Source organism: Hyphomonas sp. J20-32, assembly GCF_055808555.1.
In genome coordinates this window covers 2,163,362-2,187,936 of sequence record NZ_CM147873.1, presented here as the reverse complement: position 1 = coordinate 2,187,936, position 24,575 = coordinate 2,163,362, and the positions used below count along the sequence as shown (strand labels likewise).

The following is a 24,575-nucleotide window of genomic DNA, read 5'->3' as shown; positions in this document are numbered from 1 at the left end:
GGCATCAGTATATGCTCGCAGAGGAATATAATGGGTGTTTCAGAGAATCTGAAAAGGGCCATAGCCTTCCCCCGGGAAAAGGTGACGCTCACGCAATCGCCTTCGGCGGGGCTCGACATTCTCGACATTGACGGACAGGCCGGTGCGCCTGCAGACCGGGTTGACCTGCCTCCGATTTTTCCAGAATGGCTCGGCGACCGGCTCTTCGCTCACACTCACGGCTGTCGCTTTAACTACGTGGTCGGAGAAATGGCCCGCGGCATTGCCACCACACGCATGGTGGTCGAGGCTGTGCGTGCCGGCTGCGTTGGTTTCTACGGCAGTGCGGGGCTCTCACCTGACGTCATCGAGGCTGGCCTGCAGGAAATCAAGTCGCAGCTGACTCCCGACCAGACGGCTTGGGGCGCCAATCTCATTCACTCCCCGCAACAACCCGGATACGAAGCGCGCGTTGTCGACCTGTTTCTGGCTGAGGGCGTGAAGCGGGTATCTGCGTCCGCCTTTATGAAACTTTCGGTTGAGCTTGTGCGCTATTCTGCCGTCGGCCTTTCTCGCGCCCCGGACGGCAGCATCCGCCGCGACAATCATGTCTTCGCCAAGGTCTCCCGCGCCGAAGTCGCCGAGCCCTTCATGTCTCCGGCGCCGGCCAAACTGCTGGGAGAACTCGTCGCACGCGGCGCCATCTCCGCCGAACAGGCCGAACTGGCGTCGAAAGTTCCCGTCGCCGCTGAAATCACGGCTGAATTCTGATTCTGGCGGCCACACCGACAATCGCCCCGCCAGCGTGCTCTTCCCGTCGCTTGTCCTCGCCCGCGACCGCGTGGCAGCTCGCACGGGCGTCGATGCCAATGCGATCCGTATCGGGCTCGCGGGCGGCATCTCGACCCCCATGGCCGTGGCGGCTGCCTTCCAGATGGGGGCCGCGTTCGTCCTGACAGGGTCCGTTAACCAGTCCGCCGTAGAATCCGGCCTGTCGGAAGCAGGACGCCGCCTGCTCGCCAAGGCCGGGCCCGCTGATGTGACGATGGCCCCCGCCGCAGACATGTTCGAGCAGGGCGTCGAAGTTCAGGTGTTGAAGCGCGGCACCCTGTTCGCCATGCGGGGCAAGCGCCTTCACGCCATGTACAGGTCGGGAGAGAGTTATGAGACCCTGCCCCAGAAAGATCGCGACTGGCTCGACGACGTGCTCGGCGAGCCCTTCGATGCAGTGTGGCAGAAGACCTATGCCTTCATTTCACAGGCCAACCCGGCAGAGGCCAAGCGCGCCGAATCCGACGGCAACAAGCGCCTCGCCCTCGTGGCCCGGCGTTACCTCTTCATGGGCGCCCAGTGGGCCCGCGAAGGCACGCCCGGTCGAGAGATGGATTACCAGGTCTGGTGCGGCCCCGCGATGGGCGTGTTCAATGAATGGGTCGCTGGCAGTTTTCTCGAACCGACAGAGAACCGTACCGTCAAGCAGATCGCATGGAACCTGCTCGAAGGCGCCGCGCAAATCACCCGCGCCGGACAGCTCCGGGCGCTTGGCCTGCCAGTTGCACCTACAGATTTCGCTTACATGCCCCGTCAGTTCTCTGACGCCGAATGAGACAAAAAATGGTAAATGAGACCCGCACACAGGCTGAGCCTATCGCCGTCATCGGAGTCGGATCGATCTTTCCGGGTCGGGGCGGCAATACCGGCTATTGGCGCGACATCTTTCAGGGCCGCGACACGCTGACCGAGACACCCGCCTCTCATTGGCTGCTCGACGACTATTACGATGCCAATCCGCTGACGCCAGACCGCACGTACGGTCGCCGGGGCGGCTTCATTGCGCCTGTTGCATTCGACCCGCTCGCCTTCGGCATTCCGCCCAACGCCCTGCAGCAGACCGACAGCGCCCAGCTCCTGGCGCTTGTCGCCGCCAAGCACGCGCTCGACGATATCGAAAGCGCGAGTGGCTGCGAAATCGACCGCACCCGCACCAGTGTCATGCTCGGCGTGGCATCCGCCACAGAGCTCACAGCCCATATGGCCGGGCGCCTCCAGCGCCCTGTCTGGGTCAATGCGCTGCGCCAGTCCGGTCTCGGCGAAGCCGATATCGCCGACATCACGAAAAGGATGGAAGACCACTACATCGAGTGGAAGGAAAGCACCTTCCCCGGCCTTCTCGGCAATGTCGTCGCCGGACGCATCGCCAACCGGCTCGATCTGGGTGGCAGCAATTTTGTCACCGATGCCGCCTGCGCCTCCAGCCTCTCGGCCCTCCAGATTGCGCTGCACGAATTGCGTTCGGGCGATTCCGACACGGTCCTCGCCGGCGGTGTCGATGCGCTCAACGACATCCTCATGTACATGTGCTTCTCGAAGACGCCCGCCCTGTCGCCCACAGGCGACTGCCGGCCGTTCTCGATGGACGCCGACGGCACCATGCTCGGCGAAGGCGTCGGCATCCTTGCCCTGCGCCGCCTGTCGGACGCCGAACGCGACGGCAATCGTATCCACGCAATCATTCGTGGCCTCGGCGGTGGCTCGGACGGCAAGGGCACCGCCATCTACACTCCGCTCCCCTCCGGCCAGGCCCGCGCCATCGAGCGCGCCTATGTCCAGGCTGGCTACGGCCCCGAAGCGGTCGACCTTGTCGAGGCGCACGGCACGGGCACCAAGGCGGGCGACAAGGCCGAACTCGCCGGTCTCCATCTCGTGTTCGACGGAAAGGGCGACGGCGAACCATGGTGCGCCGTCGGTTCGGTCAAATCCCAGATTGGTCACGCCAAGGCCGCCGCAGGCGCTGCCAGCCTGATCAAGACGGTCCACGCCCTCAGCCGCAAAACCCTTCCGCCTACGATCAAGATCGGCGAGCCAGCCGACGTGCTCAAGGACAGCAAGAGCTTCTACCTGAACAGCGAAGCCCGTCCCTGGATTTCGGCAAACACGCGGCCCCGCCGCGCGTCGGTCAGCTCCTTCGGATTCGGCGGCAGCAACTTCCATGTCGCGCTCGAGGAATATACCGGTCCCACCGCCATCCTGCCGCCGCGCGTGCTGCCATCCGAACTCTTCCTCATCTCCGCCGGCACCACGGATGGCCTCGTCGAGGAACTTGAAGGCCTGATCCACACGGAAACAGCAGAAGACGGTTTTGCCGCCCTCGCCGCATCCACGCACACAGCGTTCGAAGCGGACGCCGGCGTCCGCTCCGCCATCGTCGCAGACGACCAGAAAGATCTCGCCGCCAAGGCCTCCCGCCTGATCGGGCAAATCGAAACCGGCACGTTCGGCACGGCGCCGCTCGGCGCAGGCATTCATGCATCCACCACGCCACCGGAAAGCGGCAAGGTCGCCTTCCTGTTCTCGGGCCAGGGCAGCCAATATGTCGGCATGGGCGCCGACCTCGCCATGGCCTTCCCAGCGGCCCGTGCCGTATGGGACATGGCCGCCAGTCACAAGACGACCGGGCCGATGAAGCTTCATCGCCTGGCCTTTCCGCCTGCTGCCTTCGACCAGGTCGAATTCGGCGAGCAGACCCAGCGCCTCACCGAGATGCAGAACGCCCAGCCGGCCATCGCCGCTGTCGCGCTCGCCCAACTCGCCCTGCTGGACCGTCTCGGCATCGACGCCGACATGGCGGGCGGCCACAGCTTCGGCGAGATGATGGCCCTGCATCTGGCCCGCAGTTTTGACATGGCCGGCGTCCTCAGCGTGGCGGCCGCGCGCGGTCGCCTCATGGCAGAAGCCGCAAAGTCCACGCCCGGCGCCATGATGGCGGTCCAGACGGACTCCGAAACGATTGCCGCCATCGTCGCCAAAGTGCCGGATGTCGTGCTCGCCAATGACAATGGTCCCAGCCAGGTCGTTCTCTCCGGCCCGGTCGGTGCCATCAAGGCCGCTGAAGCGCTGTGCATCGAAAAAGGCTTGAAAGCCCGGCGCCTGTCGGTCGCGACCGCATTCCATTCCTCCATCGTCCACGCTGCCGTCGAGCCTTTTGCGGCCGAGCTCACCTCCCTGCGTCCGCGCAAGCCGAAGCTGCCGGTCTACGCCAACGCCACTGCGTCGCCCTACTCGGTCAAGGTCGCCGATCTGCCTGCCGTTATCGCCGGCCAGATCGCCACATCCGTCCGGTTCCGCGAACAGGTCGAGGCCATGTATGCCGCTGGCGCCCGCCTCTTCGTCGAAGTCGGCCCCGGGTCCATCGTTACCGGACTTGTGAAAGACGTGCTCGGTGACCGTCCCTTCCGCGCCGTGTCACTCGACAACAAGCGCGCCAATGGGCTCACGCAATTCCTGTCGGCCGTTGGCGAACTCAGTGTTGCCGGCCAATCGCTGGACCTCGCCGCCCTCTTCGCCGATACGCCGCCGCCGGTTCCTGCTGCGCCGCCATCGAAGCACGCGGTCTACATTTCTGGCGCCAATTACGACAAACCCTACCCGCCAAAGAACGGCGCTGCAGGACGCGCCGCAGCGAACGTCATTCCAACGATGGGCGTGCAAGCCGCCGCAAAGGCACCCGCCACGCCGCCGCCCGTAGCGGCACCCACGCCCTCCCCTTCACCAGCATCCACCGCTCCGACTCCCAGCAGGACTCCCCCCATGCCCGACACGCCCCAAACCTACTCCCCGCCCATGGCGGCCAGCTCGTCCGCAGAGCGTATCTGGAGCGAAGTGTCCCAGCTTCATGCTCAATACCTCGCCACGACGGCCGCCAGCCATACAGCCTTCCTAAATGCCGCTGCGTCCCTGCTCGGTGGCCAGCCGCTCGCTCCGTCGCCAGCGCCTGCACCGATCCAGCGTATCGCGGCACCTGCGCCTGCCCCACAGCCTCAACCGGCTCCGCAGACCGCTGCGCCTGCTCCGGCCCCGGTCCCCGCGCCTGCGCCCGCACCGGCACCTTACACGAACGGATCGGCCGCGCCTGCGCCCCGGCCCGCGCCCCAACCTGCTCCCGCACCGGTCGCGGCGGCGGCCACGCCCCCGGCGCCAATTGCCACGCCTGCTCCGGCAGCATCCGGCAGCCAGGACCCGGTCGAACTGGTCCAGGCAATCGTGTCGGACAAGACAGGCTATCCTGTCGACATGCTCGACCCGAATATGGACCTTGAAGGCGAGCTCGGCGTCGACTCGATCAAGCAGGTGGAAATCCTCTCTACCTTGCGCGAACGCCTGCCGCACCTGCCGGAAATCGATCCCGAACAGCTCGTCGAGCTGCGCACAATCAATGCCATAGCCGCCATGATCGGTGGCTCAGCTCCCGCGCCAGCCGCGCCTCCCCCCGTCGCCGCCGCTCCGGCCCCGGTTGCTGCGCCAGCCGCCGTGTCAGCCCCCGCGCCCGCACCGGCTGCAAACGGCAACGGAAATGGCATCACGGCGGACGTCATCCGCGCGCTTGTCGCTGACAAGACTGGTTACCCGTCCTCGATGCTCGAAGACGACATGGACCTTGAAGGCGAACTTGGCGTCGACTCGATCAAGCAGGTGGAAATCCTCTCCGCCCTTCGCGACCAGCATCCATCCCTGCCGGAAGTCGATCCTGAAGCCATCGCCGAATTGCGCACGATACGGAAGATCGCAGATTTTTTCAGCTAGGGGCCGGTGAGGACACGTCCTCAGCTCACCGTCCCCCGTCCATGGTTCAGCCCGTCGCCGCCTATGGCAGCGACGTCCGCCCGGTCAGCTTCGGCGCGCCCGTCGCGCTGCCGCCATGGACCGGGCAGGCGAGCCTGGGTCGCGTTGAAATTACCCAGGCCGAACCTGCCACAGCGCAAGCCGTCGCCGCGGCGCTGATCGCCGACGGTGTTGACGCCACCACCGTCACAACACCTTCCGGCGCCGCCCAAACTGTCATCCTTACCGAAGGCTTGTCGGTCGCCGATCCCGCGACACGTCACTGGGCAGCCCTCGCACATGCGCGAGCCGCCCGCACGCCCGGCGCGCGCATCATCCTGCTCCAGTCGGCATCGCCGCAAAACCACGCGGCTGTCTCCGGCCTGCCCGGCCTCTCCCGAACGCTGCAAAAGGAATGGCCGGAAACGTCGATATCATCATGGTCGCTCGCTGCAGCCGATACGGTCACGCGTACCAGCCACATCTTGTCGGCGCTCTCTGCCAACCTCTCCGACAGCGTCATCACGGCAGACGGCTTCGCGCGCCACACCCACGTCGCACCCTCGCTGACACCGCCGACGACCCATGCCTCTACAACGCCCGCCCTCTGGCTCGTCACTGGCGGCGCGCGCGGCGTGACAGCCACTTGCGCCGTGGAGCTCGCCCGCCGCACCGGCGGCACCTTCCTCCTTGCCGGGCGCTCCGCCCTCGCGCCGTGGCCGCAAGGCATCGCCCGCACCGCTGATCTCAAATCACTCCGCGCATCGCTCGCCCAGCAAGCTGTTGCCAGCGGCCAGAAGGTCAAGCCCGCCGACATCGACCGTGCCGCACGCGCCGCCCTTGCCGGGCAGGAAATCGAAACGACGCTCGCCGCCTTCGCTGCTGCGGGCGCCACTGCCCACTATGTCCAGCTCGACCTGTCGGACACGGGCACGCTTGCCCAAGCCATCAGCGCGATCCAAAGCCAGCACGGTGCCATCACCGGCCTCGTCCACGGTGCAGGCGTCCTCGCCGACAAGCTTGCCATGGACAAGACCGAAGCCGAAGTCCGCAAGGTGTTCGGCCCAAAAATAGACGGCCTGCTCGCCTTGCTCGGCGCGATCGATGTCAGCCAGCTCACCCATATTGGCCTCTTCTCCTCGGCCTCCGCCCTGTTCGGCAATACCGGTCAGGCCGACTATGCGATGGCGAATGAAAGCCTGAACCAGCTCGCACGGCAGCTCGCATCCGAACTCCCCCACGCGCAGGTGAAATCCTACAATTGGGGCCCATGGGATGGCGGCATGGTCGATGCCGGCCTGGCCGCCCACTTTGCCCAGCAGGGCATCGCCCTGATCGGTCAGGCGGATGGCGCACGCATCTTTGCCGACCAGCTCCTCGATGGCGACCGCAACATGATCGAGCTCCTCGTTGGAGATGAGTGGAGCGGGGCATGACCTTTTTCGAGCCGATCGCCATTGTCGGTCAGGGCTGCGTCCTGCCCGGTGCCCACTCACCGGATGCGCTCTGGCGCGCTGTCGCCGGAAACGAATGCCTGATCACCCGCCCCGGCAAGGGCGCATTCGGACTGACTGACGCCGAGCAGGTCGCCCTGCCCTACGTGTCCGGATTCGTATCCGGCTTCGAAAAGGTCTTCGATCCCGCGCGCGCCAATCTTTCGGGCATCGACGCCGCCAGCCTCGATCCGGTCTGCCAGTGGCCGCTCCATGCCGCGCTCCAGGCTTGGGACGAAGCCGGCAATGCCAGCGCGCCATCTGACCGGCGCGGCGTATTCCTCGCCAACCTGTCCTACCCCAGCCGCGCCAAGTCCGCCTATGCTGTCGATATCTGGACGTCCGGCCAATCAGCCCGCCCCGCCACCGATGCCTTCAATTCGGGTTTCCCGGCGCACGTTCTCGCCCGGGCCATCGGCGCGACAGGCCCCGTCCTCGCCCTCGACGCCGCTTGCGCATCGTCGCTCTACGCCATCGAGATCGCCTGCCGCAAACTGCAATCGCGCCAGATAGACATTGGCCTCGTCAGCGCGGTCAATGCCGCCGACAACCTGATCCTCCATATCGGCTTCGAAGCGCTTCAGGCGCTCAGCCCCACCGGCCGTTCACGTCCCTTCATCAAGGGGGCCGATGGTCTCGTTCCCGCTGAAGGCGCCGTCGCAATTGTCCTGAAACGCCTGAGTGATGTGACTCCCCAGGACACAGTCCACGGCGTGATCCGCGCGGTCGGCCTGTCCAATGACGGTCGCCGCAAGGGCCTTCTAGCGCCTGACAGCGAAGGCCAGGCAGAGGCCATGCGACGCGCCTATGCCGAAGCTGTCCTCAATCCTGACAGCGTCGATTTCCTTGAGTGTCACGCCACCGGCACGGCCGTCGGCGACAGCGTCGAAATCGCCGCCGCCGCCAGCGTCTTCGGCAGGAACCGCCACCTCCCCATTGGCTCGCTCAAGGCCAATACCGGCCACCTGATCACTGCAGCAGGTCTCGCCAGTCTCCTGAAACTGACACAGGCGATGGCGAACGAGACGCTACCATCCATGCCGCTTGACGGCGACCTGATCGACGCGGTGACATCCCCCGCCCTCCAACCGCTTGCGAAAACAGCGGCGTGGAAAACCGGCAAAGCCCCCCGCCGTGCCGCGATCAGCAATTTCGGCTTTGGCGGCAACAATGCCCACCTTGTCATCGACCAATACCAGCCTGCCAACGGCGCGGTCCAGGTCGCCCTCCCCGAGCAAACGAACGATGACATCGTCATCTGCAGCGCCAGCCTTTTGGGCGGCAGCGATCTGGGCGAACGCGATGTCCTCCGCCGCCTGATGAACCATCCTGTCAGTGCAGTCAAACCCACCGAAACCGTTGGCGCCGATCCGCGTTACGCTCGCACCCCGCCCAACGACTTGTTGCAGGCCGAGGCCCAGCAACTCGCGGTCCTCTCACTCACCCGCTCCGCCCTGGCCGGCATACAGCGCCCGGACGCAGAGCGCTGCGGCGTGTTTGTCGGCATGGGCTGCGCCGCTGACTTCAGCTCGCTGGCTCATGCGCGAGCGCGTCGCGAAAGCATTCGGACTGACGCCCGGCACGCCCGAACATGCGAAAGCACAGGATGGCATCGCCCCGCCGCTCCAGGCCGCGACTGTCCTCGGCGCCATGGCCAACATGACCGCCAACCGGATCACGGCCGCCGAAGACCTGCGCGGCCAAGGCTACGCCATTTCTTCCGAAGGCGCCTCCAGCCTTGCCGCCCTTGATGTCGCTTGCGATGCCCTCCGCGCCGGACGCCTCGACATGGCCATTGTCGCCGCTGCCGATTTCGCAACCGAGCCGGTCGCAGCAGCCGCGCTCAGGGAACTCGGCGTGAACGTGCCCGGCGACAGTGCCGCTGCGCTCGTCCTGAAGCGCCGCTCGGATGCCGAAGCGGCTGGCGATCCAATCCTTGCCACGCTGGATCGGGTCATGTGGTCCGGCGACGGTGCAGCCTCACCCCTCTTCACCTCGGCCTACGGCACCGCGCCTGCCGCCTCGCCCCTGTTCGAGATCGCGGCGTCCGCCCAGCTCATGTCACGCGACCAGGCCATCACCGATGACTGCGCCATCCCGAACCTGACAGGCGAACAGCCGGAGCACACGATCAACGCGCCTGCCAATGCACTCTCGCATGGCGCCTCCGTTCACCTTACGGGCAATCCGGCACAACCGAGCCCCGATCCGCTGCGCCCGCCGCCACATCTCTACTGGGCCGCAGGCGCGACCCGCGCCTCGCTCGCCAAGAAGCTGCGCAGCGGCAAGACAGGCGGCAAGGGCAAGTGCCGTATCGCGCTTATTGCTCCCGACGAGACGGCCATCGCAGACCTCATCGACACCTCCGCCATGGCTCTCGAACAAAACTCGGCGCCATCCGGCACTCACGTCTATTACGGCGAAGGCGGGCCAGAAGGCGAACTCGCCTTCGCCTTCACCGGCTCCGCCGCTGTCTATGCCCGCATGTCGCGCGGCCTGTTCATGGCCTTCCCTGAACTCGGCAAAACGCTTGCCTCCATGTCCCGCGCCACCGAAATGGCAGGGCTGCTCACCCACGCGGACCTGTCCGAATACGAACAGCTTTGCGCCGGCACCCTCGTCAGCCAGGCCCACGCGATCCTGATGCGGGATGTGCTGGAAGTGACGCCCACCGCCGCCATCGGCCTGTCACTCGGCGAAAGCAACGCCCTGTTCGCCTTCGGTTTCTGGAAAGACCCCGGCAAGCTGCTCGACGAGATCGACGATGCCGCCATGTACGAGCGCCATCTCGGCGGCGATTTCGAAACAGCCCACGCGGCCTGGGGCCCGAACGTGCCGACAGACTGGGCCAACTGGCATATCAAGGCGCCGCTGCCAAAGCTCCGCGCCGCCATGACTGGCCATCCGAATGTCGAAATCACAATCATCTATTCCGAAGAAGATTGCCTGATCGGCGGCCCCGCAGCTGCCTGCCGCGCCGTGGCCGAAGCGCTCGGTCCCGGCTCCGGCGCAGCGATGAACCAGCACCTCATCGTCCACGCCAAGGCGATGAAGCCGTTCGAAGACCAGTGGCGCAAGCTGCACACGCGCCCTGTTTCGAAAGTTCCCGGCATTCGCCTATACGCCAACGCCATCAATGCCAGCTACACGCCCACAAAGGCGCGCGTCGCCGACATGCTGACCCGACAGGCCGTCGATACAGTCGATTTTCCCGCCACGGTCAGACAGGCCTATGAAGACGGCGTTCGTACATTCGTCGAAATCGGCCCGCGCGCCACGCTGTCGCGCGCCATTTCCAGCGTGCTCGGTGACAAGCCGCATGTCGCCGTCGCCACCGACCGGATCGTGTCATCGGACCTCGGCCAGATCGCCCATCTCACCGCCACGCTCTTTGCCGATGGCCGCGACATCAATATCGCCCGCGTGGCGACACGCCTTGACGCTGCCCGCAACAATCCCTGGACAGGAACCGACCCCATGCCTCTCACCAAGCCGGTTCACTATCCGACACCAGAAATCCCCGCCACGCGCCCCACCGGCGGCCTGCCACCTGCCCCACACCTGCCACCCCCGCGCTACGCCCATAGCAACGCCACGCCAGCGCCGGTTGCACCGCCTGCACCCTGCACCGAACAAAACTCCCGAGCATCCGTCCCGCCCCGCAAGGTGGTGAATGGCAATGAGCCCCTCATGTCCCGTATGCCCAGCGGCCCGAACTGGGCCCGCGCTGCAATTGAGGATTCAACGCGTGGCCTCATGTCGAATTTCTTCGGTCCGGCTTTCGTTGCTCAGGATGCGTTTGCCCGTCAGGTCCGCCTGCCAGCACCCCCACTCCTCCTCGTCGATCGCATCACCGGCATCGATGCCGAACCTTGCGTCGAAAGCACGGGCATCATCTGGACCGAGACCGACCTCAAAGCCGTCGACTGGCATGTCCGCAATGGCCGCGTCCGCCCTGGCCCGCTGATCGAATGCGGACAGGCCGACCTCACCCTGATCGGCTGGATGGGCGCCGACCTGAAAAACAGGGACGAGCGCGTCTACCGCCTGCTCGGCTGCGAAATCACGTTCCACGATGGCGGCCTGCCGGGCCCCGGCGACACGCTGGCTTTCCAGATCGAGATTACCGGACACGCCACGCTGGCGGGCGTGCGCATGTTCTTCTTCCAGTATGACTGCATGGTCGGTGACCGGAAGGTCTTTTCGGTCCGCAACGGTCAGGCGGGATTCTTCACCGACGACGAACTCGCCACCGGCAAGGGCGTGATCTGGGATGCCGCAAACGACGCCCCTCCCACACCCTCACCCCACCCTTTCGACACCTCCCGCGCCAGCTTCAAACGGGCCTTTTCCGCCCCCGAACTCGCCGCTTTCCGCGCCGGGGATGCGCTCGCCTGCTTCGGCAAGGGCTTTGAATTCTGCGCCGCCCATTCCCGCCCGGCCCACCTGCCGGACGACAAGCTCGCCTTCTTCGACGAAGTCACAGACTTCGACCCGGCTGGGGGCCCCTGGGGACGCGGCTATCTCAAGGCCCGCGCCCACGTGCCCACCGACGCCTGGTTCTATCAGGGCCACTTCCACGAAGACCCCTGCATGCCCGGTACGCTGATGGCCGAGGCCGCCGTGCAGGCGCTTGAATTCTATGCGGCCGCCGCAGGCCTCACCATCGAACGTGACGGATACCTCTTCGAGCCCATGCCGGGTGAAACCGCGAAATTCGTGTGCCGGGGCCAGGTCATCCCTGACCGCGACCATGAAGTCACTTATGAAGTCTTTATCGACGACATCGTCGATGGCGAAAGCCCGGTCCTTTACGCCTCGCTGCTTGCCCGCTCCGACGGCAAGAAAGTCTTCCACTGCCCGCGCTTCGCCATTCGCCTGCGCAAGGACTGGCCCGCCCCGCACACGACGGACAAACCGCTCCGCGTCGGTCCGATGGGCGAGAGCCGGGGCGACCATGCCGCCATGCTCAACTGCGCCGCCAACGCCCCATCGGCTGCTTTCGGCGACCTCTACGTCCCCTTCGACACGGCAGGCCGCGCCCCACGCCTGCCCCAGCCGCCTTACCACATGATGACCCGCGTCATCGAAGTCTCCACCCGGCCCGGCGTGAAAGAAATCGGTGCCCGCATTGTCGCCGAATACGATATTCCCGCCGATGCCTGGTACTTCCGCGACAATGCCAATGGCCACATGCCTTTTGCGGTGCTCTCCGAAATCGTCCTTCAACCTTGCGGCTGGCTCGCCAGTCATTGCGGCTTCGCACTGGAAAGTGGCGAACGATTCAGAAATCTCGACGGCGACGGTCAGGTCTTCATGGAGGTCGGTCCGCATGACGGCATGATCACCGTCGATACGACACTGTCATCCTTCTCCAAGGTCGGTCCGATGACGATCGTCGCCTTCGAACTCAAGGCCACGCTCGCCGACGGGCGTCCGGTGATGAATCTCAAGACCCAGTTCGGCTTCTTCCCGGCCGCTGCGCTGGTGCGGCAGGCTGGCCTGCCCACGAAGGATGAGCACCGTACCCTCCTGAACCTCGCTCCCAATCAAGCCGACATCACTTTGCCGGATGCACCCACGGCCACAGGCGACCTGGTCATGCTCGACCGGATCGATTATTTCGATGCCCATGGCGGCGCAGCAGGCCTCGGCCTCGCGCGCGGCCGCCAGAAGGTCGATCCGCATGCCTGGTACTTCAAGGCCCACTTCTTCCAGGATCCGGTCCAGCCCGGTTCGCTCGGTCTCGACGCGCTGGTCCAGCTCTTGTCCCATGCCGCCTGCCTCAGGGGTTGCACAAACGGCATGTCCAACCCGCAATTCGAAACCGTGGCAGCAGGTGCACCCGTCAAATGGGCCTATCGCGGCCAGGTCACGCCGGACAAGCAGGAAGTCACGACAGTGATGGAGATCATGGAGATCACCCAATCCGGCAACCGCCAGCTGATAACCGGCAAGGGAAGCCTCTGGTGCGACGGACTACGTATATATGAAGCGAGCCCGCTGACCATTGCACTGGCGGACCGGGCCTAGCGCGCCTCTCCAACAGCCAAGCTGAGAAGAACGTCCTCAACCCGCTCTGACCAGACGGTGTAGCGGGCGCCACCTGCTGTCATCTCCTGCAATGCAGGAACAGGCAGGCCCAATGAGGCAACCGGCACTGGCACGGTCTTCGCCCCGCCGCCAAGGCCTTTGCCAGACGCCTTCAGAACGGCCTCTTTCACCGTCCATAGTTCAAAGAACGCGGAATCTGCACCTGCAAGTGTCTCATCTGCCAGCGCGAGCATCTGGTCGCGCTCGGTGTCACTGCAGATCATCGACAGCATGGGCTGCCACGCGATCGGCCGCAGGCGTTCCACATCCACACCGATCGCCCGCGTGCCGCCCACCGCGACGGCCGTCCAGCCGTGGCTCCGGGATATCGAGATCGCGCAAGCAGGGTCACTGGCAAGGAACGGCGCACCTTCGTCTGTGCGCGCCAGGTGCACCTCGCGTGCCGGAATGCCGAGCACCAGCCCCAGCATCGTCCTCGCATTTGCGAGAGACACCAGCAGCATCCGCCGCGCCGCCGGATCACGCAGCCGCTCCCCGCGCGCCCGCTCTTCCTCGCTGACCACGAGACGACCCGGATCCTGCGCCATCCCCCGGTCCGCATCATTGCACGCCAGAACTGAAACCCCAGGAACCTTTGACGCCACCGTGAAGACACCTGGAGGCATGCTCCCGCCGTTTGATTTGCCATTCGGTTGCATCAGGACATTCCCGGACCTTGCGGCGCTTTGCCATGCCATATCTCGGAAAACCGCCCGACACACGCCAGCCTAGACGATCCCGGGTGCAAAATACACCGTATCGCGCGAATCCGGCACGACCGCAGGCGCCAGATGCAGCCTCACAGCTACTGAGCACTTGCAACAAATCATAATGTGCAGCACTGGTTCGCCGTGTGGGTCCGGGAAGGGTTATTGCAGCACTGTAATGCTGCGCCGCAAAATAACCAAAATTTTCAGTGAAACGAATGCCGAGGCAAGACGAACTGCTCGGTTGGCAGGCGCTTTTTGAAGCGTCAGCGATCCGGGCGGTAATTCTGTTGCCACGGGTAATCGACGGCGCTTTCTGAATTGAGCGGCTTCGTCGGCAAAGAGGTTGTCTTGAAACTGACTGATCGTCCCTTGTTCATTCCCGCCGTCGCGCTCAGCGCGGCGATCGTTGTCCTGTTGGGCGGCGTGATCATCGCGTCCATCTCGGCACAGTCTGCACCGTCCCCGGCCGCGATCAGCACGGGCGCTCCAGATGACGCGGTTTCCGACCTCGCAGATGCCGCCATCGCTTTGCCGGATGCCCCGGTCATCCAGCCGATCGATTCGGTCGCGAATGTCAGCCAAGAGGCGGACGCATCGGTCGAAGCCGGAAACCCGGTCGCCACAGCGGTCGGCGGTTCCCCCGCCGCGCCGCCTTTTGCCTTCGAACAGGTGATAAACAAGGCGCAGGCTCTGTCCGAGCACGCCTACCAAAAGTCGCCATCCGTTCCCGCAGCCGCCGCCTCTTTTGACTACGACCAGTACCGTCGCATCGAGTTCAAGCGCGCGGCAGCCGAGTGGACGCCCGACAAGGCCGTGCCGTTCCGGGTTCATTACGACCCGCGCGGTTATCTCTTCAATGATGATGTGAAGCTCAACATCATCGAGAATGGCGTCGCCCGGCCCCGGCCCTATGCTGACGAGGATTTCGCCTTTTTCGACCTGCCCCTGTCGGATTCAGACAAGAAGTCGCTCGGATTTGCGGGATTTCACGTCACGACGCCCCTGAATTCTGCAGGCAAGTTTGATGACCTGATCAGTTTCAAGGGCGCCAGCTTCTTTCGGGTGCTGAGCGCAGGCACCGTCTATGGCGCGTCGGCCCGGGGCATGGCGATCTCGACGGCGTCGCCGGCCGGAGAAGAGTTTCCATCCTTCCGTGAATTCTGGCTGGTCAAGCCGGCGCCTGGCGCCAAGACGCTCACTGTGTACGCCCTGCTCAATAGCGTCAGCACAACGGGCGCCTTCCGCTTCGACATCACACCCGGCACGTCGACCATGATCGACGTCGAAGCCGTCTTCTTTCCCCGTCGCAAGCTCACCGAAGTCGGCATCGCGCCGATCACGTCGATGTATTATTTTTCGCCACACAGCCTGAATCGCGGCAACCGCGACTATCGTGTGGCCGTGCACGATTCCGAGGGCCTGATGATCGAGCTCCAGAACGGCGAATGGGTCTGGCGACCTCTCGCCAATCCGGGACAGCTCGAAATCTCCAGTTTCGCCACGCAGCCTCCGCTCGGTTTCGGCCTGATGCAGCGCAATCGCGACTTCGAGAGATATGACGACCTTGAAGCGGCCTATGAGCGCCGTCCCAATGTCTGGATTGCACCGAAAGATGGCTGGGGGTCTGGAAACCTGACACTGGTCGAGATCCCGACGGCAAACGAATACAATGACAATATCGTCGTTTCATGGCGTCCGGCAGAGGCTTGGGATGCAGGAAAGCCGGTCCGGCTGTCCTACCAGATGATTTGGAGCCTGCCACAACCGGTCGTTCCGCCGGTCGCCAGTATCACCGCAACGAAAGTTGGCATCTCACCGGCCACCAAACGGCCGATGTTCGTCATCGACTTCAATTCAGACAATGACGAACTGCTGCGCGATGCAGTTCCCCAGGTGTCCACGTCCTCGGGCATCATTATATCGCCCATCGTCAGGCCAAACCCGAAAACCGGCGGCGTCCGCCTCAGCTTCGAACTCGACGCCAAAGACGCAAGCCTGAGCGAACTGCGCGCCTTGCTAACCAAGGCCGACCACCCTGTCTCTGAAACCTGGCTCTATCGCTGGAGATCGCAATGATCACTTTTCGCGCCCGCCCTTCAGAATACCCGATCGCGATGCCGGACCAGGCATTCAAGACCGGCCCGACCGTCAACCATCGCGCGCCGAAATCGCTGATGTGGCGAAAGGTCGTCGTATTCTCACTGGCGCTCATCCTTGCTGCATGGGCCACCATCGAGATGTATTTCGTGCTGAACGTGTCTGGCGTCACGGTGCTCGAAAAAGTGCTGCTCGCCGTATTCAGCCTGAACATCAGTTGGATTGCCTATGCCTTTGTCAGCAGCACGATCGGCTTCCTCGCCGCTTTGGCTGGCCTGTTGCCTGCTCCCAGGTCGGCCGCAGCGCATACCACCCAGATGATCGCCGGTCGCACGGTCGTCGTTTTCCCGATCTATAACGAGGACGTCGAGCGCGTCTTCGCCACCGTCGAGTCAACTGCCGAGTCGCTTGCAAACGCGCCCGGCCGGTTCGAATGCTTCATTCTCAGCGATACGAACGATCCCGAAATCGCGCTCCAGGAAGAAGCCGCGTTCGAACGCCTGCGGTCGCGCGTTGCCAACGGCTCCATGGTTCACTACCGCCGCCGCACCATGAACCTTCACCGCAAGTCGGGGAACATACGCGACTTCATCACCCGCTGGGGCGGGCGCTACGACTACATGATCGTATTCGACGCCGACAGTTTCATGGACCGGGACACGCTTGTCGAACTTGCGCGCCGGATGGACGCCTCTCCGGCGACCGGCCTGATCCAGACCATTCCCCAGCTCGTCGGCGGCCGCACCCTGTTCGCCCGCACCCAACAGTTTGCAGCTGCGCTCTATGGCCCTGTCCTCGGCAGCGGACTGGCCTGGTGGGCGCAGAACGAAGGCAATTTCTGGGGCCACAACGCCATCCTGCGCATCTCGGCCCTCGCCAATGCAGCGGGACTCCCGGAAATCCCGGGCAGGGCCCCGTTTGGCGGCTCCATCCTCAGCCATGATTTCGTCGAAGCCGCACTCCTGCGCCGCGCTGGCTGGAACGTGCAGATCGCGCCCGAACTGGGCGGTTCCTACGAACAGGGCCCGCCCTCGATCATCGATCTCTCCATCCGCGACCGCCGCTGGTGCCAGGGCAACATGCAGCACATGGCGGTCCTGCTGAAGACACGCGGCCTCACGTTCACCAGCCGCATGCACCTGATCATCGGCATCTTTTCCTATCTCGCTTCGCCGCTCTGGCTGCTCTTCATCACGGTAGGTATGTTGCTGTCGCTGCAGAACATGTTCCTGACACCGGAATATTTCGGCGAGACAGCGGCCCTCTTCCCGTCATGGCCGGTGATCGACTCCGAGCGCTCGCTGCAGCTATTCACGGCAACCATGGCGATCCTGTTTGCCCCCAAGCTCTACGGGCTCATCTATGGCCTCGCATCGCCGCGCTGGCGCCGCACAGTCGGTCCCGTGAAGACAGTCATGGGGGTCATCGCTGAAACGCTGATCTCTGTCCTGCTGGCACCGGTGATGATGGTCGAGCAGACGACCGCCGTGTACCGCGTGTTCACCGGCCGCGATGGCGGCTGGAACCCCCAGGCCCGCGAGTCGAACGAATACAGCCTGTCCGACACGTTCCGCCACCACGCCCCTGCCATTGTTCTCGGTGTCGTGCTCACAGTGTCGGCCTTCGCCATCTCGCCCGTCTTCGCTGCCTGGCTCGCGCCGGCGACGATCGGCATGCTGCTGGCCTCCACCCTCTCCTATTGGACGGGACGCACCAGGAGCGGCGACTTCGCGCTGCGGATGAACCAGCTCGAAAGCCCGGAAGAACGGGATCCGCCCCAGTCCTATCTCGACTCCGTGGCGAGCCGGCCTGCCTATCGGGACCTGTCGGCACCGAGCCTGGTAAGCCTCTTTTCAGACCGGACTCTCCGGCACCGCCGGACGCATGTTGTCGATACGCACTGGCCCCTTGCCGACCACGAGGTGCATACGCCCTTGGCCATAGCCCGGGCGCGCGCGAACCGTGTGTCGACGATTGGCGAATACATCAAGGCGCTTGAACCGAAGGAAAAGCTCGCGCTGCTGAATTCGCCGGGCGACCTCGATGCCGTGATCGACCAGTATGATGCCCGTGCGCTGGAATACGCGACGGGCACCACCTGACACCGGCAGCCGCTACAGGAGCGGCTGTTTTTCGGCAGACATGGTCTCCATCACGTCATCGAACTGCGCCTGCATTTGCGGCTTTGCCGGACGCCCGATCTTGCTGACCACCAGCGTGGTCACGAAGCTGAGAGCGAAACCGGGCACGATCTCGTAGATCACCGATGAAAGGGACTGCCCGTCAATCGTGATCGGCGCATACAGCCAGAACAATACCGTACCGGCACCGGCCACCATGCCGGCCAGCGCGCCGTCGCGGGTCACGCCGCGCCAGAACAGGCTGAGGATGATGATCGGCCCGAACGCCGCTCCAAACCCGGCCCAGGCATTGGACACCAGCGACAGGACATTGCTCGACCTGTCAAAGGCGAGCGCGATCGCCACCAGCGACACGGCCAGCACCGACAGCCGCCCGACCAGGACCAGTTCCTTCTGGCTCGCATTCTTGCGTAGGAACGGTTGATAGAAGTCCTCGGTCAACGAACTCGACGATACCAACAATTGCGAGGATATCGTGCTCATGATGGCCGCCAGGATCGCGGCCAGCAGGAAGCCCGAGATAAGCGGGTGGAAGAGGACCTGCGACAGCAGGATGAACACCGTTTCCGGATCCGCCAGAACGGCTTCGGTATTGGTCACGAAAGCCAGACCGACAATGCCCGTCGCCACGGCCCCGATCACGGTGATGATCATCCAGGCCATGCCGATATAGCGCGCCACAGCAATGTCTTTCAGCGACCTGATCGCCATGAAGCGCACGATGATGTGCGGCTGGCCAAAATAGCCTAGACCCCATGACAGGCTGGATATGATGCCAAACGCGGTTGCGCCGCGCATCCAGTCGAGCAGGCTCGGATCCACGCTCCGCACCGCGACCGCCGTGTCGCCGATGCCGCCCAGTTCGCTCAGCGTCACGATGGGCACCAGGATCAGCGCGATGAACATGATGCAGCCCTGCACAAAGTCAGTGAGGCTGACGGCGAGGAATCCGCCAAACATTGTATAGGCCACGACAACACCGGCCGTCAGGAACAGGCCGAATGAATAGTCGAGGCCAAACGAGGCTTCGAACAGCTTGCCGCCCGCGACGACGCCGGCAGACGTGTAGAGCGTGAAGAAGATGATGATAACGACCGACGACAGCACACGCAGGGCATGTGACGTGTCCATGAAACGGTTTTCGAAGAATTCCGGGATCGTGATCGAGTCGTTCGCCATCTCGGTATAGACGCGCAGCCTTGGCGCCACGAGACGATAGTTGAGATACGCTCCGACGATCAGGCCGACGGCGATCCACGCTGAACTGAAGCCAGACACATAAATCGCGCCCGGCAGGCCCATCAGCATCCAGCCGCTCATGTCGGACGCGCCGGCAGACAGCGCTCCGACGGCCGGGTGCAATTGCCGCCCTCCCAGCATGTATTCTGAAACGTCACTCGTGGACGTGCGATAAGCGTACAAGCCGATCAGCATCATCAGGACAAAATAGGCGCCAAGCGAAATCAGGGCTGCAGTGTTCATGAAAACCTTCTTCTCTGTCGTCTTTGTTCTTGTTTGGGGGTGTCGGCACTGATGCCAGAAGCCGCCGGAAACGCCTAACGCAGTTCCACGGCCCGGTCATAGGCGGCCTGGGTTGTCCGCACCATCAACTCGGAAAGCGTGCCATCCCCATTGAGGACTTCGAGGCCCGCTTGTGTGGTGCCGTTCTTGCTGGTCACCGAATTGCGCAGCGTCTCGACAGATTCGTCAGACTGCCGCGCCATCTCGACCGCCCCCGCCATCGTGCCTAGCACAAGCGCGCGGGCCTGGCTGTTGCTGAAGCCCAGCGCTTCAGCCGCTTCGATATAGGTCCGCGCGATTTCGAATACATAGCCGGGCCCACTGCCGGCAACGGCTGTGACGCGATCAAGCGCGTCTTCATCCTCGACCCAGACAGTCGTGCCGGCCCGCTGCATCAGGGCTTCCACGGCGGTTTTTTGCTCGTCGGTACATTCCGCGCTCGCATACAGGCCGCTCACGCCTTGGGCGATCAGGGCCGGCAGGTTCGGCATGATCCGGATCACTGCGCCAGCACCTGTCGCCTTTTTCAGGCGGTCAACCGAACACCCTGCCGCGATCGAGGCAACGACGCCCGATGGCGCAAGGCAGGCCTGGTAGGCCGGCATGACCTCGTCAATCATCTGCGGCTTCACCGCAACGATCAGCAGGTCGAACAAGGTATCTGGCACGTCCTCTCGGGCTTTCAGCAAGGTGACGCTTTCGGGCACGGTTTCGGTGAACGGATCCACAACTGTGAAGTCCCAGTCCGCAGACCGGGACCATTGTTGCAGCAAGGCGCCGCCCATTTTTCCACATCCAACCAAAAGTGCCTTCATTGTGACTTTCTGTTCCTGTAACGCCTGAGTGAGTGGAATCGCAGCGATCCCCTTTGCGGCCTTCCTAGTCGTTTTTGCCTGGAGTTCCAATTTTTATCACATGCGGTTCATGCAGCAGTTTTTGCATATTTTTCAAGGCAAGCGTCCAGCACTTTGCTTTCATTGCCAATATTCAGGCTGACACGACTTGCCAGAGTAAAAACCACAGTCGTTTTGGCCGCCAGCGAGTTGTTTCCTCTTCAAAACACACCTAGTTCGTGCGTTCAGACCTACGGAGTTGAAAATTGCCTCAGACAAAACGGATCGTCGTGAAAGTCGGATCAAGCCTTTTGGCCAATCCTGACCTGCTCACCCCGCGCTGGGCGTTTATTCAGCGGTTGCTCGAAGATATCGCCCTGCTGCGCGCCGACGGCTATGAAGTCGTACTCACCTCTTCAGGCGCCGTTGCGCTCGGCCTGAACACGCTCAACGTGCAGCCGGAAAATGCCGGTCTCCGCGACAAGCAGGCTGCTGCAGCCTGCGGCATGCCTATCCTTCTCAATGCCTACAAACAGGTCGCACACGAGTTCAATTTTGATATCGCCCAGGTGCTGGTCACCCGAGGCGAGCTTGAAGAGCGGCGCCGGTTCCTGAACACCAAGAACACGGTGCACCGTCTCCTCAACGGCAATGTCATGCCGATCGTCAACGAGAACGACACGATCACGACCGAGGAAATCCGCGTCGGCGACAATGACCGTCTTGCCGCCCGGATCGCCCAGATGATCCAGGCCCAGCACCTGATCATCCTGACCAGTGTTGACGGCCTTTATGACAAGGACCCGTCGGAACCGGACGCCAAACTGGTCGAGGAACTGGAAGACGTTTCGGAATACCTGTCTGTCACCGAGGGCACGAGCGCGCTCGGCAGCGGCGGCATGCTGACCAAGATGCAGGCCGCCAACATGGCCCAGCATGCCGGCTGCATCACCCTGATCGCCAATGGCGAGGCCGACAATCCGGTCTCCTCGGTGCTCAAGGGCGAACGCCCCCACACCAAATGCCTGGCCAATACAGAGCCGGCGTCTGCATGGGCAGCCTGGCTGACGGACCGCCTCCAGATGGCCGGAAGCATCGTGATCAGCCAGGAGGCCGCCGATGCGCTCGAGGCCGGAAAACGCGGCGTGGAACGCGCCGATGTCCAGTCGATCAACGGCCCCTATGTCCGCAGCGACGTCATCCATGTCTATGATGAGGAAGGCGTCGAACGCGCCCGCGGCCTGTCGAACTTCTCGTCCGAAGAAACCATGCTGCTCGCCCGCAACCTGGAAGAACCGACGACCAAGCTGCTTGGCTACCACACGCGCGCAACCATCATTTCGCGCGACAACCTGGTCGTGCTCGACGAGCGCCACCTGCCTTGGGACAGCCCCGCCGAAGACGAGATGGAACAGGTCGAACGCTGATCGGGCTCCGGCCTGCATCACGCTGGTAATCGGTTGTGCCGGCAGAACCGTCGCCGAAAATTCCCAGTCCTCCAACGCATCAAATGCCGCCAGGATATCCTGCGGCAGCAGCCCCGGCGCGCCTCCCAGCCGGGCGCGCACGGCATCCAAGGCCTGCGTGGCGATAAAGTCACGGCCCCCCGGATAAAATGAGGCACAGCCTTCAAGGCGATTGACAAAGTGACCGCTTTAAGGCGTTTTTCAACAATTGTTGAATTTGAGAGTCGAAGCATTCCCGCATTCGGCTCCGTGGAGGAACGCCATGAACAAGCTTACATCCCGCGTCGCGTTGATCGCCCTCGCAGCCAGCGCGCTGACACCGCTCGCGCCCGCCTTTGCCCAGGCCGACGATGAAGGCGCACAATCCGAGCGTCGCTTCGGCCCGGTTGTCGTCACCGCCCAGCGCCGCGAACAGAACCTCATCGATGTGCCGCTTTCGGTTTCCGCCTTTGACGGCGACCTGCTTGCTGAACTCGGCGTCGCCGACATCACCGAAGTCGCGAAAATCTCCCCCAACGTCACGCTCGAAGTCTCGCGCGGCACCAATTCCACGCTCACCGCCTTCATCCGCGGTGTCGGCCAGCAGGATCCGGTTGCCGGCTTCGAAGCCGGTGTCGGCATCTATGTCGACGACGTCTATCTCAACCGCCCGCAAAGTGCGGTCCTTGACGTGTTCGACGTCGAGCGCATCGAAGTCCTGCGCGGCCCGCAAGGCACGCTCTATGGCCGCAACACGATCGGTGGCGCCGTCAAATACGTCACCCGCTCGCTCGCCAATGAGCCGGCCCTCAACGTTCGCGCGGCCCTCGGCACCTACGGCCAGAAAGAAGTCGTCGTCTCGGCCAGCACACCCCTGTCGGACACGTTCCGCGTCGGCGGCGCCGTCGCAGCGCTCTATCGTGACGGCTATGGCGAGAACATCATCACCGGCCAGGACAATTATAATAAGGACGTCGCGTCCACCCGCCTGTCGGCCGAATGGGACGTCAATCCTGACTTCCAGATCCGCATTTCCGGCGACTATACCAAGGACGATTCCAACGCCCGCCAGGGCCACCGCCTGATCCCGGACCAGTTCCCGCCCTTCACCTACCCGGTCCTCGGCAGCGAGTATGACACACGGGCCGGCCTGAACGTCGTCAAGCAGGAATCGGAAGCCTATGGCGGTTCCATCGTCGGCGAATACACCGTTTCCGACACGATCACGCTCAAGAACATCCTCGCCTACCGCGAAGACAAGAGCACGACACCGATCGACTTCGACAGCCTTCCCGAAGCCGACCTCGACGTGCCAGCGATTTATTCGAACGACCAGTTCTCGGAAGAATTCCAGGTCCTTTATTCCGGCGACCGCCTCAACGGCATTGTCGGCCTCTACTATCTCGATGCCAACGCCTCGACCGTCTTCGACGTCCTCCTCGGCACGACCGGAGACCTGCTGTCCCTGCCGGGCCTCAATGCCCAGACCTTCGGCGATGTAGGCACCAAGACCTGGTCCATCTTCGGCGACTTCACGTTTGATGTGACAGACCGCTTCAGTGTTGCGCTCGGTGCACGGTACACGGAAGATGAGCGCTCGTCGAAAGTTCTGCGGCGCACCTATATCGGTGGCTTCTCCGAATTCTTCGGCGGCTCCCCGATCCTCATCGCCACGACATCCGACTTTACCGGCGATGCCACCTTCGACGATTTCAGCCCGCGCGTGTCCGCGAGCTACAAAGTCACCGACGACAGCAACCTCTACGCAACCTACTCACAAGGTTTCAAAGGCGGCTCCTTCGACCCGCGCGGCCAGACGTCTGCGGCACCTGATCTCGACCTCAGCGGCACGGTCACGCCCGATGAAGTCTATGAATTCATGCAATTCGATCCGGAAGAAGTCGACAGCTACGAGATCGGCTACAAGGGCAGCCAGTTTGGCGGCGACCTCAACTACAGCGTCGCGGCCTTCTACTCCGACTATAAGGACGTCCAGGTGCCCGGCTCGGTCGGGGTCGACACGGACAATGACGGCGTCAACGACACGTTCACAGGCGTCACGACGAATGCCGGTGCCGCCACGATCTGGGGCGTTGAATTCGAAGGCAATGCCACGCTCGCCGAGCAGGTGTTCAACGAATCCGACCTGTTCAATCTCGGCTGGTCCGTCGGTTATGTCGACGCCCAGTATGACGAGTACATCGACGCCTTCGGCAATGACGTAGCCAACCAGCGCGTCATCCAGAACACGCCGGACTGGACCGCCAGCGCGCGTCTTGCCTATGACACGCCGCTCACGATCCTGGACAATGATGGCCGCCTTCTGGCCAGCACGCTGATCTCCTATCGCGGAGATTCCAGCCAGTTCGAAGCGCCGAACCCGTTCCTCGACCAGCCGGCCTTCACGCTCGTGGACGCCAGCCTGCGCTGGGAAACCGAAGGCGGTCGCTGGGGCTTCAGCCTCAACGGCAAGAACCTCACTGACGAGCGCTATGTTGTTGCGGGATACAATTTCGTGACGATCAACGCGAACGGCACGTTCACGCCAACGCTCGGCCTTGAAGGCACGCTGACCGGCTTCTACGGCGATCCGCGCACCGTCACGTTCGGTGTCGACTTCAAATACTAGGATAAAACCTTTCCTCCCGGAAACGACGGCGGCATG

At 63.5% G+C, this 24,575-nt stretch carries 12 protein-coding genes and 1 pseudogene; 10 read left to right on the top strand and 3 right to left on the bottom strand.

The window, feature by feature from the left end:
* The first annotated feature begins 30 nt into the window (after positions 1–30).
* The 6 genes and pseudogenes from AC0L7I_RS10675 to AC0L7I_RS10650 all read left to right on the top strand — a co-directional run bounded on the left by AC0L7I_RS10675 (position 31) and on the right by AC0L7I_RS10650 (position 13,103).
* Positions 31–750, top strand: coding sequence for a beta/alpha barrel domain-containing protein (locus AC0L7I_RS10675; protein WP_473396413.1), 720 nt, complete (start codon positions 31–33; stop codon positions 748–750).
* 34 nt (positions 751–784) lie between these two features.
* Positions 785–1,585 (top strand): beta/alpha barrel domain-containing protein, encoded by an 801-nt coding sequence (locus AC0L7I_RS10670; RefSeq protein ID WP_473396412.1) that lies wholly within the window; start codon positions 785–787, stop codon positions 1,583–1,585.
* A gap of 8 nt (positions 1,586–1,593) precedes the next feature.
* Positions 1,594–5,559 (top strand): beta-ketoacyl synthase N-terminal-like domain-containing protein, encoded by a 3,966-nt coding sequence (locus AC0L7I_RS10665; protein ID WP_473396411.1) that lies wholly within the window; start codon positions 1,594–1,596, stop codon positions 5,557–5,559.
* A gap of 41 nt (positions 5,560–5,600) precedes the next feature.
* Positions 5,601–7,013 carry an SDR family NAD(P)-dependent oxidoreductase gene (locus AC0L7I_RS10660; protein ID WP_473396410.1) on the top strand — a complete coding sequence of 471 codons (1,413 nt, stop codon included), beginning with the start codon at positions 5,601–5,603 and terminating at the stop codon, positions 7,011–7,013.
* A pseudogene (locus AC0L7I_RS10655) lies at positions 7,010–8,095 on the top strand (beta-ketoacyl [acyl carrier protein] synthase domain-containing protein); the annotation flags it as partial. The gene AC0L7I_RS10660 and the pseudogene AC0L7I_RS10655, both read left to right, overlap by 4 nt.
* A 514-nt stretch (positions 8,096–8,609) precedes the next feature.
* A complete protein-coding gene (locus tag AC0L7I_RS10650) occupies positions 8,610–13,103 on the top strand; it encodes a beta-ketoacyl synthase N-terminal-like domain-containing protein (protein WP_473396409.1) in 4,494 nt (1,497 codons plus the stop codon).
* Here AC0L7I_RS10650 and AC0L7I_RS10645 read toward each other — a convergent pair.
* Positions 13,100–13,711, bottom strand: coding sequence for a 4'-phosphopantetheinyl transferase family protein (locus AC0L7I_RS10645; protein WP_473396408.1), 612 nt, complete (start codon positions 13,709–13,711; stop codon positions 13,100–13,102). The genes AC0L7I_RS10650 and AC0L7I_RS10645 overlap by 4 nt on opposite strands.
* Positions 13,712–14,221: 510 nt before the next feature.
* Between AC0L7I_RS10645 and AC0L7I_RS10640 the strand changes: the two genes are divergently transcribed.
* Together AC0L7I_RS10640 and mdoH are read left to right on the top strand one after the other, a co-directional pair.
* On the top strand, positions 14,222–15,949 hold the full coding sequence (locus tag AC0L7I_RS10640; RefSeq protein WP_473396407.1) for a glucan biosynthesis protein G: 1,728 nt from the start codon (positions 14,222–14,224) through the stop codon (positions 15,947–15,949).
* The gene (mdoH, locus tag AC0L7I_RS10635; RefSeq protein ID WP_473396406.1) at positions 15,946–18,072 is read left to right on the top strand and encodes a glucans biosynthesis glucosyltransferase MdoH; all 2,127 of its coding nucleotides are present in this window, start codon (positions 15,946–15,948) and stop codon (positions 18,070–18,072) included. The genes AC0L7I_RS10640 and mdoH overlap by 4 nt, the downstream gene beginning before the upstream one ends.
* Before the next feature lie 12 nt (positions 18,073–18,084).
* Here mdoH and putP read toward each other — a convergent pair whose 3' ends face one another.
* Both putP and proC read right to left on the bottom strand, forming a co-directional pair.
* Positions 18,085–19,593 carry a sodium/proline symporter PutP gene (putP, locus tag AC0L7I_RS10630; protein ID WP_473396405.1) on the bottom strand — a complete coding sequence of 503 codons (1,509 nt, stop codon included), beginning with the start codon at positions 19,591–19,593 and terminating at the stop codon, positions 18,085–18,087.
* 74 nt (positions 19,594–19,667) lie between these two features.
* Positions 19,668–20,447 (bottom strand): pyrroline-5-carboxylate reductase, encoded by a 780-nt coding sequence (gene proC / locus AC0L7I_RS10625; RefSeq protein WP_473396404.1) that lies wholly within the window; start codon positions 20,445–20,447, stop codon positions 19,668–19,670.
* Positions 20,448–20,731: 284 nt separating this feature from the next.
* Between proC and proB the strand changes: the two genes are divergently transcribed.
* Positions 20,732–21,892, top strand: coding sequence for a glutamate 5-kinase (gene proB, locus AC0L7I_RS10620; protein ID WP_473396403.1), 1,161 nt, complete (start codon positions 20,732–20,734; stop codon positions 21,890–21,892).
* Between the two features lie 301 nt (positions 21,893–22,193).
* Positions 22,194–24,539 (top strand): TonB-dependent receptor, encoded by a 2,346-nt coding sequence (locus tag AC0L7I_RS10615; RefSeq protein WP_473396402.1) that lies wholly within the window; start codon positions 22,194–22,196, stop codon positions 24,537–24,539.
* The last annotated feature ends 36 nt before the right edge of the window (positions 24,540–24,575 follow it).

What these genes read in the sequence shown, in the direction of transcription:
- AC0L7I_RS10660 (WP_473396410.1), top strand. Translation starts at nt 5,601, where the DNA reads ATGGTTCAGCCCGTCGCCGCCTATGGCAGCGACGTCCGCCCGGTCAGC.
- AC0L7I_RS10675 (WP_473396413.1), top strand. Translation starts at nt 31, where the DNA reads ATGGGTGTTTCAGAGAATCTGAAAAGGGCCATAGCCTTCCCCCGGGAA.
- AC0L7I_RS10665 (WP_473396411.1), top strand. Translation starts at nt 1,594, where the DNA reads ATGGTAAATGAGACCCGCACACAGGCTGAGCCTATCGCCGTCATCGGA.
- AC0L7I_RS10615 (WP_473396402.1), top strand. Translation starts at nt 22,194, where the DNA reads ATGAACAAGCTTACATCCCGCGTCGCGTTGATCGCCCTCGCAGCCAGC.
- AC0L7I_RS10650 (WP_473396409.1), top strand. Translation starts at nt 8,610, where the DNA reads ATGCGCGAGCGCGTCGCGAAAGCATTCGGACTGACGCCCGGCACGCCC.
- mdoH (WP_473396406.1), top strand. Translation starts at nt 15,946, where the DNA reads ATGATCACTTTTCGCGCCCGCCCTTCAGAATACCCGATCGCGATGCCG.
- proC (WP_473396404.1), bottom strand. Translation starts at nt 20,447, where the DNA reads ATGAAGGCACTTTTGGTTGGATGTGGAAAAATGGGCGGCGCCTTGCTG.
- AC0L7I_RS10645 (WP_473396408.1), bottom strand. Translation starts at nt 13,711, where the DNA reads ATGGCGCAGGATCCGGGTCGTCTCGTGGTCAGCGAGGAAGAGCGGGCG.
- putP (WP_473396405.1), bottom strand. Translation starts at nt 19,593, where the DNA reads ATGAACACTGCAGCCCTGATTTCGCTTGGCGCCTATTTTGTCCTGATG.